Source organism: Clostridium sp. SM-530-WT-3G, from assembly GCF_012843905.1.
Classification (GTDB): domain Bacteria; phylum Bacillota; class Clostridia; order Clostridiales; family Clostridiaceae; genus Clostridium.
On the sequence record NZ_JABAGC010000021.1, the window covers coordinates 1 to 13,145 of the forward strand.

11 protein-coding genes and 1 pseudogene are annotated in these 13,145 nt (G+C 28.4%); 9 read left to right on the plus strand and 3 right to left on the minus strand.

From position 1 onward, the window contains the following. Positions 1 to 119: 119 nt before the first annotated feature. Positions 120 to 884 (minus strand): threonine/serine exporter family protein, encoded by a 765-nt coding sequence (locus HF850_RS08960; protein ID WP_169105101.1) that lies wholly within the window; start codon positions 882 to 884, stop codon positions 120 to 122. 211 nt (positions 885 to 1,095) lie between these two features. Here HF850_RS08960 and HF850_RS08965 point away from each other — a divergent pair. From HF850_RS08965 to HF850_RS08985, 5 genes and pseudogenes are all read left to right on the plus strand, one after another. Further along, a pseudogene (locus HF850_RS08965) lies at positions 1,096 to 2,356 on the plus strand (IS701 family transposase). Between the two features lie 318 nt (positions 2,357 to 2,674). After that, on the plus strand, positions 2,675 to 3,910 hold the full coding sequence (glyA, locus tag HF850_RS08970) for a serine hydroxymethyltransferase (RefSeq protein ID WP_169105103.1): 1,236 nt from the start codon (positions 2,675 to 2,677) through the stop codon (positions 3,908 to 3,910). A gap of 145 nt (positions 3,911 to 4,055) precedes the next feature. Beyond that, on the plus strand, positions 4,056 to 4,979 hold the full coding sequence (locus tag HF850_RS08975; protein ID WP_169105104.1) for a metallophosphoesterase: 924 nt from the start codon (positions 4,056 to 4,058) through the stop codon (positions 4,977 to 4,979). Beyond that, on the plus strand, positions 4,980 to 5,912 hold the full coding sequence (locus HF850_RS08980) for a dipeptidase (protein ID WP_169105105.1): 933 nt from the start codon (positions 4,980 to 4,982) through the stop codon (positions 5,910 to 5,912). 62 nt (positions 5,913 to 5,974) lie between these two features. Beyond that, positions 5,975 to 6,718, plus strand: a complete 744-nt coding sequence (locus HF850_RS08985; protein WP_169105144.1) for an SDR family oxidoreductase — start codon at positions 5,975 to 5,977, stop codon at positions 6,716 to 6,718. A 76-nt stretch (positions 6,719 to 6,794) separates the two neighbouring features. On the opposite strand, the gene HF850_RS08990 is transcribed toward HF850_RS08985, so the two are convergent. Both HF850_RS08990 and HF850_RS08995 read right to left on the minus strand, forming a co-directional pair. Next, a complete protein-coding gene (locus tag HF850_RS08990; protein ID WP_169105106.1) occupies positions 6,795 to 8,324 on the minus strand; it encodes a HAMP domain-containing sensor histidine kinase in 1,530 nt (509 codons plus the stop codon). A 39-nt stretch (positions 8,325 to 8,363) separates the two neighbouring features. Continuing rightward, a complete protein-coding gene (locus tag HF850_RS08995) occupies positions 8,364 to 9,035 on the minus strand; it encodes a response regulator transcription factor (protein ID WP_169105107.1) in 672 nt (223 codons plus the stop codon). Positions 9,036 to 9,160: 125 nt separating this feature from the next. Here HF850_RS08995 and HF850_RS09000 point away from each other — a divergent pair, with 125 nt between their 5' ends. The 4 genes from HF850_RS09000 (at position 9,161) to HF850_RS09015 (ending at position 13,080) form a co-directional block, all read left to right on the plus strand. Further along, complete coding sequence (locus tag HF850_RS09000; RefSeq protein WP_169105108.1) at positions 9,161 to 10,114, plus strand: M28 family metallopeptidase; 954 nt, start codon at positions 9,161 to 9,163, stop codon at positions 10,112 to 10,114. Between the two features lie 198 nt (positions 10,115 to 10,312). Beyond that, positions 10,313 to 11,557 (plus strand): pitrilysin family protein, encoded by a 1,245-nt coding sequence (locus HF850_RS09005; RefSeq protein ID WP_169105109.1) that lies wholly within the window; start codon positions 10,313 to 10,315, stop codon positions 11,555 to 11,557. A 41-nt stretch (positions 11,558 to 11,598) separates the two neighbouring features. Then, positions 11,599 to 12,240, plus strand: a complete 642-nt coding sequence (recX, locus tag HF850_RS09010) for a recombination regulator RecX (RefSeq protein ID WP_169105110.1) — start codon at positions 11,599 to 11,601, stop codon at positions 12,238 to 12,240. A 153-nt stretch (positions 12,241 to 12,393) separates the two neighbouring features. Then, a complete protein-coding gene (locus HF850_RS09015; RefSeq protein WP_169105111.1) occupies positions 12,394 to 13,080 on the plus strand; it encodes a transglutaminase-like domain-containing protein in 687 nt (228 codons plus the stop codon). Positions 13,081 to 13,145: the final 65 nt, after the last annotated feature.

Below are 13,145 nucleotides of genomic sequence, written 5' to 3' on the forward strand. Positions count from 1 at the left end.
CACCTCAATAAGATTATATCATAAATAGAAATATATTTTTATATATTTTTATAGATTATTTTTAACAGTTAAAAGCCTCCATAATAATATCTCTTTAAAATATAATTAACCATTTGTATTTAGTGAATTGAAAAATTGCTAATAAGTAAGCTTAATACAGTACCTGTACCCACGGCAATAGATATGGCTACAAGTATGGCTTCGGCTATTTTTGTTATTCCAGATAAAATATCCCCTGCAATAGTATCTCTTATGGCATTTGTCATGGTAAGACCAGGAACAAGAAGCATTATTGATCCTATAATAGTTGTATCAAGGTTATCACAAATATTGAATTCCATAAAAATAAAGGCTAAAAATGCAGCAAGGCCGCCACCAAGTGAATTTACAAAAAAGTCATTTATATTTAGTTTTTGGCATGTTGCAGACATGACTTTGATACAGGCTCCTATAATGCATGCTGCAAAGAAATCTTTGATGCCTCCATTAAACATAACAGAAAAGCAGCCAGCAGCAATAGCTGAACATACTAAAGTTGTCAGTGTCTTATAACGATGAAGTTTAGAAATTTCAATAAGTTGATCATTTACATTATCCAAACTTAAATTTTCATATTGAAGACGTCTAGATAGAGTATTAATTTTTTCAATTTTATTTAAGTCAACACCACGATTTGTAATTCTTACTACAAGAGTACGAACATCATCATCTTTTGTTACGGATACCATTATTCCAGTTGGAATAACAAAGCTTTCAGCATTATCTGCACCGAATGATAAGCATATTCTCACTATTGTTTCTTCAACTCGATATGTTTCAGCTCCGCTTTCTAAAAGAATTTTACCAGCGAGAGTTGAAACATTTAGTAATTTGTTTAAATCCATTGTCATTTCCTCAAATCATAATATATGTATTATCTGAATTATAACATAATTTATTTTGTTGTTATAGGGCAAATTATAGGTTATTTTAGCTTTTAAATATGTAATTAATATACTTGACTTGTGCATTAATTTAAGAAAATTTACCATTGGATTTTAATTGATACTTTTCCATTAAAATTTTGAATAAAAAAGTAGCATATAAACCTCAAACATGCTAGATTATTGTTGCTAAACCAAAACCTAAGGAGATTTATATGCTGACAACAATATTAAACCAAAATCAATTTATTAGCAACTATATTTTAGAGTTAAATCTGCCATATTCTTCTGCGATAAAGAACCATATGATAAATTTAGCATCTGGAATAATCGTAACCGAAGGTAATAAAACAATTTCTTCAGCTTATAGCAAGCTTACATCTAATCGGCACAGAAGTACTGGTTCAAGATTTCTAAGTTCATATTCATGGAATCATGAATATGTTACGGAAGAACGCATATTTCACGCAATCACTGAAATTTCTAATACTTGTGAAGACAATGATGTTGGATTCCTGATTATTGATGATACTTTAAGTAGGAAAAATACTTCAACTAAAAAAATAGAAGGTTTGGATTTTCACAATTCTCATGCAGATGGAAACAAATCAAAGTGGTCTCACTGTTTGGTTACATCTCACTATAATATTAATGATTATTCTATACATGTGAATTTTAAACAATATCACCGAAAGGAATCTAGTAAAAAGTTTTCTAAAAAATTTTTGGATAAAAATGAGCTTGCAATTGAGCTAATAAGTGAATTCACTCCAGCAACTAAAACTAACTATTTGCTGGTTGATTCATGGTACACTTCAGCAAAAATTTTGCTTCACGGTTTAATAAATGGTTATCATACTATTGGTAGAATAAAATCTAACAGAGTGATATATCCAGCTGGAATTAAAACAAATGTTAAAAAGTTTTCTTCCTATATCAGACCTAATGAAACTAGATTAGTTACCGCTAGTAACAACAAGTACTATGTATATAGATATGAAGGAAAACTTAACGATATAGAAAATGCTGTAGTCCTTATAAGTTGGACTAAAAAGGATTTATCCGATAAGCCATCATTTATTATAAGCACTGATATATCACTTGATAGCAAAACAATAATCTCATATTACGAAAAGCGCTGGGATATTGAAGTGAGTTACAGGTATCATAAAACTGCTTTAGGTTTTGATGAATTTCAAATTCAATCTCTAGAATCAATACATAGGTATTGGAGTATGATATTTTTAACGTACACTTTCCTTGAACCTTTCAGAGTTAAATATGGTAAATTGTATAAATTAAAGAATATTGGAGATGTAATAATACACTTCCGAAACAACTATTTGGTAAAAATAGTTGCTTTTGCACATGAATGTGCAGATAACGGGATTAGTCTAGAGTCTACCATTTCCAAATTAGGACTAGTAGCTTAAATTTTTCCTATTTAATGCACAAGTCTAGTAATATAATAAAATAAAGGCTGAGCTATAATGAATTTACTAAAAGTTATTAAAAATTTTATTAATTATATATATTCATTGGCTAATGGCTTAATGCTTCGGGGTTTTTATGGTTAAATAAGAAAATAACACAAAAAAGTTGATTAGTATTGCTATAAATAATATAATTTGTTATATAGTAAGCTTAATATTAATATTTATATAGAGTTATAGTATTCAATAAATTAAGTATTATACTCTTTACAAATTAATTTATGCTTAATATTAATTATAACATTGGGGTGAAGTGAAATGGATTTTGAAAACATCAAAAGAGAAGACAAAGAAATTTATGATTTAATCGAAAAAGAATTAAACAGACAAAGAAATGGGATTGAATTAATAGCATCAGAGAATATAGTAAGTCCGGCTGTTATGGAGGCTATGGGATCCTATTTAACTAATAAATATGCAGAGGGATATCCGGGTAAAAGATATTATGGAGGATGTCATGTAGTAGATGAAATAGAACAGATTGCTATAGATAGAGCTAAAGAATTGTTTGGAGCTGAACATGCAAATGTGCAACCTCACTCAGGTTCTCAGGCTAATATGGCAGTATACTTTTCAGTTCTTGAACCAGGAGATACTGTTATGGGAATGGATTTAAGTAATGGAGGACACTTAACTCATGGTTCACCAGTAAACTTTTCAGGAAGACTTTATAATTTCGTACCTTATGGAGTAGATAAAGAAACTGAAATGTTGGATTACGAAAATATAAGAAAGATTGCATTAGAATGTAAGCCTAAATTAATTGTTGCTGGAGCAAGTGCATATTCTAGAATAATTGATTTTGCTAAATTAAGAGAAATAGCAGATGAGGTAAATGCATTATTAATGGTAGATATGGCTCATATTGCAGGCCTTGTTGCTGCAGGAGTGCATCCATCACCAGTACCTTACTGTGATTTTGTTACAACTACAACTCATAAGACATTAAGAGGACCAAGAGGTGGATTAATACTTTGCAAAGAAAAATATGCTAAGTTATTAAATAAAAATATATTCCCAGGAATTCAAGGTGGTCCATTAGAACATATTATTGCAGCAAAAGCTGTATGCTTTAAAGAAGCATTAAGTCCAGAATTTAAGGAATACGCTAAGTCAGTAGTTGAAAACTGTAAGGAATTAGCTGATCAGTTAAAGAAAAGAGGATTTAATATTGTTTCTGGAGGAACTGATAATCATGTATTCTTAGTAGATTTAAATAATAAGGATATTACAGGAAAAGAAGCTGAAAGTTTATTAGATTCAGTTGGAATTACTGCAAATAAGAATACTGTACCAAATGAAACAAGAAGTCCATTTGTAACTTCAGGTATTAGAATTGGAACAGCTGCTATAACTACTAGAGGGTTTAAGAAAGAAGATATGGAAGAGATAGCAGATATAATGAATGAAGTAATTGCTAATAAAGATGGAGATTTATCTTCACTTAGAGCAAGAGTTGAAGCATTATGCAAAAAATATCCTTTATATGAATAATTACTAGAAATTAAAGTAAAGCACTTTAGGAATTTTAATATCCTGAAGTGCTTTATTTTGGAGTATATAAAAGATATATAATATTCAAATATATAAAAGAGTATTCATATAATAAAATGAATTATTATATATGGGTAGATATTATATGAAAAATAAGTGTAGAGTAAGTAATAAATTTTTAAAAAGAATAAAAAATGAAGGGAAATATATTAATTTCGATGATACTTCAAAAATTGTATTTATAAGTGATGTTCATAGGGGAGATGGAGGGTATTCTGATTCTTTGAGAATGAATGAAAATATATATAAGGCTGCTTTGAGTTTTTATTATAATAATGGATATACATTAATAGAACTTGGTGATGGAGATGAACTTTGGAAAAATAAGAATTGTCTCGATATAGCATATTCGTATAAAGATATATTTGAAATATTGAATAAATTTAATAATAAGGATAGACTTTATCTTGTATATGGGAATCATGATATAATAAAATCTCATGATAATTTTGTTAAAAAGCAGAAAGCTGCATGTCAGAATATATGTGAAAGCTTTGGTGATAAGATGATTCATCTTTATGAGAATATTAAATTTTATGAAGGTGTAGTTTTAAACTATAAGCCTTTAAATAAAGAAATATATGCATTTCATGGACATCAGGTTGATTTTTTAAACTGTAATTTATGGAGAGTAAGTAGGTTTCTTATGCGATATATTTGGAGGGTTTTAGAAGGTGTTGGAGGTTTTAAAGCACCAACTAGTCCTGCTAAAAATTATGATAAAGGTGATAAGATAGATGACATACTTAGTCAATATGCATTGAAAGAAAAAAAGATGATGATATGTGGTCATACTCATAATGACAGAATGCCAAAACCAGGAGAAGGATTGTATTTTAATGATGGATGTTGTGTATTTCCATCAGCTATTACATCAATTGAAATAAAATGTGGGAAAATAGAATTAGTGAAATGGGAAATAGATGTAAATGAAGAAAATCACTTATATATTAATAAAAGTGTAAGTGCAGGACCAGAAAATCTAAGTGATTATTTTAAGGAGGATTAAATGAATTTTATTGATTTACATTGTGATACAGCTGGAAGAATGTATTATGAAAAGTTAAATTTGAAGAAAAGTATATGCAAAGTTGATATAGACAAATTAAAAAGTGGAAATTGTCTTGCACAGGTATTTGCAATATTTGTAGACCAGAAGCTTAATACTAGTTCTTTTGATGAATTCATTCAGATATATGATAATTTTATTAAGGAAGTAAGCAAAAACAGTAACGAAATTCAAATTGTAAAAAATGTTGCTGAAATGAATAAGGTTCATAAGGAAGGGAAGATAGCAGCTTTCCTTTCTATTGAAGAAGGTGAAGTTCTTGAAGGAAAGATAGAAAATCTAAAAAAAGTTTATGACTTTGGTATCAGAATATTGACTGTTACATGGAATTATAAAAATAAGTTGGGATATCCTAATTTCGAATTTAAGTATAAAAATGAAGGATTAACTGAAAAGGGCATTGAAGTTATTAGTGAATGTGAAAGACTTGGAATAATTCCTGATGTATCCCATTTATCTGATGGTGGATTTTATGATTTAATAAAAATCTGCAAAAAGCCATTTATAGCATCACACTCTAATGCTAGGGCAGTAACTAATCATCCTAGAAATTTAAATGATGATATGATAAAACTTTTGGCAGATAAAGGTGGAGTAATGGGCCTTAATTTTTGTTCGGATTTTTTAGGAAAAGATAGTATTGCATCTATAGAAGAAATAGTTTGTCATGCCAAGCATATTAAAAATGTTGGCGGAATAGATGTTCTTTGCCTTGGAAGCGATTTTGATGGTATACTAAATGAAGTTGAAATAGAAAATGCATCGCAGTTTTATAAATTATATGATGGCTTAAAAAATGCTGATTTTACTGATGATGAAATAGAAAAAGTATTTTATAAAAATGTCCTAAGAGTTTTTTCAGAAACTTTATAACGGGGTTATTTAAATTTAAGGAAGGATGTGAACTTTAGCTATTATTTAGCTGATATACATTGATGGGAAAGTTAATAGGAAAAGTTGCACTTGTTACAGGTGCTTCAAGAGGAATTGGAAGAGCTATAGCTGTTGAGCTTGCAAAAGAGGGTGCAAGTATTGTGATAAACTATTCTAAGGATAATGAAGGTGCAAAAGAAACATTAGAACAAGTTAAGAAGGTTAATGGTTATGGAGTAATAATAAAACAGGATATAAGCTCATTAGAAGGATGTAAATCAATGATTGATGAAATCATAAATACAATGGGAAAGGTAGATATCCTTGTTAATAATGCAGGAATAAGTACTATTGGCTTGTTTATGGATGCAGAAGAAGAGGATATATCAAGGATTATAAATACAAATCTTATGGGACCAGTTTATTTAACTAAATATGCACTTCAGCATATGGTACCTAAGAGATCTGGAAATATAATAAATATATCATCAATGTGGGGAGATGTAGGTGCTTCATGTGAAGTTTTATATTCAACTACAAAAGGTGGACTTAATTTATTTACTAAATCTCTAGCAAAAGAATTAGCAATGTCTAATATAAGAGTAAATGGGATAGCTCCTGGTGTAATTGATACTAAAATGAATGAAGTATTCAGTGAAGAGGATAGAAAATCATTAGAGGAAGAAATTCCTTTAGGACGTTTTGGAACACCTGAAGAGATAGGAAAGCTTGCTGTATTCTTAGCCAGTGATGATTCATCATATATTACGGGTCAGATTATAAGAGCTGATGGTGGATTTATATAGAAATTATATTTGATTGATATATATAAGAAATAAATAAAAAGGCAGATTACTATAGTACGTAATCTGCTTCTTTAATTTATTGGTCATCTTCATTGTCTTCATCATCATTATGAACAATTTTAGAAAGATAAAAATAAAATTCTACGCCATTATCTATATTGTGTATGTGAAATTCACTGTTATGAAGACGCAATATATTTTTTACTATTGATAATCCTATCCCTGTACTGTTTCTTTGAGTACGTTCTCTTGATTTATCAATTCTATAGAATTTATCAAATAATTTGTTGATTTCTTCTTCTGGAATAGTAGTTCCCATATTTTGTACAGATAATCTGAAACGATCGAATTCCTCGTCAATCCTTATATTTATATCATTACCAGGAGGAGTATATTTTATTGCATTAGTAATAAGATTAGTAAAAACCTGCTCCATCTGGAATGGATCTGCATATACATAGCTATATTCATTAGTAGAAGTAAAGTTGACATTAAATTTGTGCTCTTCAAAATCAGGCTTGTGAATTTTTAATACTTTATTAATCAATCTGTTAATGTTAAAAGATTCAAAGTTAGGCTTTACAGTACCTGCTTCAAGCTTGGAAAGCTCAAGCATGTTTGTTACTAAAACACTCATTTTTTTAGCTTCATCTATAATTGTTTCAAGATAAAGATGTGCATCTTCTCCAGTTACAATACCATCCTTTATACCTTCAGCATAACCTTCTATTATACCTATAGGTGTTTTTAATTCGTGACTCACATTATCTGTAAATTCTTTTCTCATTTGCTCAAGCTTACGTTCTTTTTCTATATCTTCTTCAAGCTTTTGATTTTTATGTTGAAGGTCTAAAAGTGAATCGTGAAGATTTTTTGATAATGAGTTAAGTGAATGTGCAAGAATTCCAATTTCATCTTTACGATTTGTACGACATATTACTGAAAAATTCATATTTGCCATTTCATTAGCTACCTTTGTTATGGTAACAAGAGGTTTTGATATGAAATTTGAGTATATTAAAGCAAGTATTACGGATATTCCTATTAAACCTAAAAGCAGGTAAAATAAAAATTCATTTATTACTTCTGAAGCTTCTGTAATAGACTGTATTGAAGCAACACAGAAAATCAAACTATCATTTTTTCCACGTATGGACATAGGACTTATTACACCTATTTTATGAGAATTACTATCCTCGCTATAAAACTTAACATATCTTGTATTAGAATTCTTGATAACATCATTAATCAAGTCAGTATTACCAATTAAATCAGCATAAAAACTTGCAAGCTTTGCTGAACTATCACTATTGGGATCAAATTTTTTTGAAAGATATATGGGCTGACCATTTAGTGAAGTAATTGCAATCTGTGCGTTATTATCATCTTCAAATTTTTCTAATACTTTCATTAGATTAGTATTTTCGTCTACATGAAGGGCATATAAATCATGGAATTTATCTACTTCATTAACAAGAGAATTAATTCTTTTATATACATAGAACTTTTCAAATAGAAAAGCCTGGCTAAAGTAAGTTAAAAGCATTATAATCAGCATTAGCCCTAATGTTATTGCAAATAGTTTTTTTGATAAACTATATTTCATTATATATTAATCAGCTCCTCTTAAAATAAATCAAAAAGATTATTTGTTTTCAAATTTATATCCACTTCCACGAACAGTAACTATTAAATTAGATTTATCCATTAGTTTTTCTCTAAGCCTTTTGACATTAGTATCAACTGTTCTTATATCGCCATAATAGTCAAGCCCCCATACATTATCAAGAATATTATCACGGCTTAATGCTATACCTTCATTTGTAATAAGATAAGTAAGCAGCTCATATTCTTTTGGAGATAAGGATATTTCTTTTCCATCTACTTTGACTTCATGAGATAATTTATTTATAGTAAGTCCATTGAATTCTTGGTAACTTGAATCAATATCATTTCTTGTTCTTTTTAATAGTGCTTTTACTTTTGCCATAAGGACTTTTGGACTAAATGGTTTAGTAATATAATCATCTGCACCATAATCATATCCTTGAAGTTTATCTTCCTCTTCGCCTTTGGCTGTAAGAAGAATTACAGGGACAGTAGAAACTTCACGAAGTTTTTCAAGCATTGTAAGTCCATCCATAACAGGCATCATTATATCTAAAAGAACTAAGTCTATTTTATGACTGCTAATCATTAAAAGACCTTCTTGACCGTTAGAAGCTTCAAAGACGTTAAAATTATCTTTTATTAAATAATCTCTTAATAAAAATCTTATTCTCAATTCATCTTCTACAATTAAAATTGATTTTCTCATTTATGTAACTCCTTTTATCATAAATTATATCTATTCTTGAATATATTTTAGCATTTATTAAATATATTCACTAGAGGCAAATTTGAATGTATTAACAAAAGCAGGGCATGAAGGGGGAATATTTATTGAAAAATTATATTATAGGTATATTAAATATTATTCTGCTGATTATTTTTATGTTAGGAATAAAAAAAGGAGTTAAATTTGATAAGATTATATATTCGAGAAAAAATAATAGAAGCAGGTTGAGTGAAAGTATAATCGATAATTTATGTTTAAATACTTATGAGGGAAGAAGAGTTGGTTCAAGAGGAAATGAAAAGGCTGCAGAATATATAAAAGATATATTCGAAGATATGGGGCTTTCTACTTATTGTAAGAATACTTATTATGAAGAATATTATCAGGAGGTATTATTAAAGGAATCAGAAGAAATGGAAGAGGGAGAAAAAACAAATAAAAATGTAAAAAATGTTATAGGTATTTTAGAGGGAACAAATAAAGATGAAGCAGTAGTAATATCTGCTCATTTTGATACCATAGGAAGTATTAATTCTAGAATAATTAAAGGGGCATTAGATAATGCTTCTGGTATAGCTGTATTAATTCGATTAGTAGAAGAAATAAAAAAGTATGGAAGCCTAAGAAAAAATATTATATTTGCATGCTTTAATGGAGAAGAGACTGGACTTCAGGGAAGTAAGTATTTTGTTGAGCATATAAAAGGGAGGTATAAAAGTTTATATAATATAAATATTGATTGTGTGTGCGGTAGAAAGGCAGGATTGATTTCCTTAGAAAATAGCAGTGAAATATCTAAAAATCTTACACAACGCATGCAGTTATGCTTTAACGAGAATAACTATAAATTTTCTAATATAGCACATAATAGTGGGACAAGTGATCATGAAAGTTTTGAAAATGCTGGAATTCCTAATATATATATAGGTCAAGATAAAGCAAATTTATATATTCATAATTATTACGATACTCCGGAATCTATAGACTGTGATGAAATTGATAAATTATCATTATGCTTGTGTGATTTTTTGATTAGAAATGATAATATAATTTTTTAAGAGATACTTTATGTGAAATATTAGGAAAAATTTTTGAGTATATTTTAATGAACACTAGTATTTTATATTTTTTTGTTTAAAATACAATTTATTGCAATTTAATTAAATTAGATAAGTGTTTTTGACTGTATTTTTATAACAATATAAAGTATTATTAATATAAGATGAAATGAAGAATAAAAATTAGGAGAAAAGCAAATGGTTAAGTTAAATTTTGATGTTAAGAAACATACTTTAGAAAATGGATTAGAAGTAATAACTATAAATAGAGACACACAGATAGCTGCTATAAATATAGGAGTTAAAGTAGGAGCATTATATGAAACAGAAAAACAGAAAGGAATCAGTCATTTTATTGAGCATGTACTATTTAAAGGCACTCATACTAGAAATGATGAGCAGCTTAATGAAGAATTAGAAGCCTTAGGTGGAGAGTATAATGCTTATACAGATTATGATGCTACTGTATACACTATAAATTGCCTTGCAGAAGAGTTTGAAAATGCAGTTGAATTATTAGGGGATATGATAATAAATCCAGCTTTTGATAAAGATGAAATAGAAAAAGAAAGAGGCGTTATACTTTCAGAAATTAAAACGAGTAAAGATGATATTGAAGATTTTAGTTTTAAGAATGTTAACAAAATTGCATTTGAAAAAAGTGGATTAAAATATGAAGTAACAGGAATCGAAGAAAATGTATCAAGTTTTACTAAAGATGAAATATTAGAATATTATAAGAAACATTACACACCTAAAAATTCTCTTATTACAATGGTGTCTCCATTAAGCCATGAGGATGCTATAAAGCTTGTAGAAAAAAACTTTGGAATGTGGAAGGGAGAAAAGCCTGAAAATTTACCAATAATCAAGGAAGATAATAAAGAAATAAAAAAAGTAAGTTATAAAAAAGATTTAGAACAAAGTACTATTGTTTACTTATATACTTTTAATAATTTAACTAAAGATGACGAACTTCCTCTTAGAATTTTAAATCATAGATTAGGTGAAAGTGCAAACTCTCTTTTATTTAGAGAAGTTCGTGAAAATAGAGGTCTTGCTTATGATATATATACTCATCTTGAAATAACAAATAATATAAAGACTTTATATATTTATACAGCAGTAAGTGAAGAAAATATTGAAGAAGCAGAAAATGCAATAAATACAACATTGAAAAATATAATAGACGGTAAAATACAGATAGGCGAAAAAGATCTTAATATAATGAAAAAGGTTCATAAAACAGCAGTTATTTCAACACTTGAAGATTCAGCAGAGCTTTGTAATTATATGCTTCATCAGGATTTAGAAGGTGAAGATATATATGAATTTTTAAAAGATATGGATAGGTTGAATACTTTATATGTTGATAAAATAAATAAGGTAGCTAAAGAAGTATTAAAGAAGCCGACAATTCATATACTTAAGCCAGAGAGATAAAAAGAAAAAGTATAAAATACAGTAAGAAGGTACAGGTGGATATGGCAGTAATAACTAAAATTGAAGTGCAGAAGAGAAATAAAGATAGAGTAAATATATATTTAGATAATGAATATGCATTTTCAATATCAATGGAACTTGTTTATAAAGAAGGATTAAAGTCTAAAATGGAAATTGATGTTGATAGATTGAGAGATATAGCAGATAAAGAAGGTTATCTAAAGTGTAAGAATACTGCTCTTAGAATAGTTGAGAGAAGCTTTAAAACAGAAAAAGAAATGCGAGATAAGCTTAAAGAAAAAGAATATACAGATGATCAAATTGAAAAAACAATAGAGTTTTTAAAGGAATACAAATTTATTAATGATGAAGCATATGTAAATGCATATGTAAATGATAAACTCTCATCGAGAGGAAGACAGAAAATAAAATACGACCTTATAAGAAAAGGTATAGAACGTAATCTTATAGAAGAAAAATTATCTGACATAGATAGTGATGATGAAAAAAATACAGCACTAAATTTAGCTAAGAAGAAATATAATAGTATAAAAAAGAGTGAAAGCGATGTATATAAAATAAATGGAAAATTATATAGGTTTCTTATGTCAAAAGGATATAATTATGAACTTATCAAAGATGTAGTCAAACGTGTAACAAATGTCACAGATGAATATTTATAATATGGGTTACAATATTTATGTATTACAATATTTCAGTGTTTCTGATATAATGTTTATATAAATGTTTAGTAGTTATTATATATGTAGATTAATAAAATATATATAAGGTTTGATAAACGGTATTTCTGAATTAATCATTTAGGGGGCCAATAATTGAAAATAAATAAAAAGTTTCTTTTTATAATTGGTTTAATATCAGGAGTGTTACAGGTTGGTATTTTAATTTTTGTATTAATATTTCCGTCTGTAATAATTAATTCTATACCAATAAGCTATGATTTATGTGCAGATGTTACAGGGCGCTTGATAGACTGTGTAAAAAATGATTCTGTTTCAAATGAGTATTTAAAAAAAATAATTATTTATAATGGGACAACAGTTGAACAGGGAATCAAGTCAAATAAAGAAATAGATATGAAATCTATGGAGATTACTAGAAATGCTCAAAGTGACAGGGAAAAAGCAGAAGCCATATATAAGTGGGTAGGGGCAAATATAAGATATGATGATGAAAAAGCAAATGTTATTTTATCAAAAGATAACAGTAGTGAATTCCCTGAAAGTGGAGCTGTTTGTGCTTACAATACTAGATATGGTATATGCTTTGATAAAGCATGTCTTTATGTAGCAATGGCTAGGGCAGCTGGAATTAAGGTGAAGCTTATAAGTGGCGAGGCATTTGATGGTAGTAAATATGTTGGGCATGCTTGGAATCAAGTGTATTTAAAAGAAGAAGATAAATGGGTAAATGTTGATACCACATTCTATGGTGCAGGCAATTACTTTGATTCAGACTTGTTTTCTGAACACAAAGCTAATACTGTAGCAGGAGAATGGTAAAAAATATTACCATTCTATTTGGTAAAATATTCCATAAAGGTTTGGGCAGTTATTAATAAAAATAT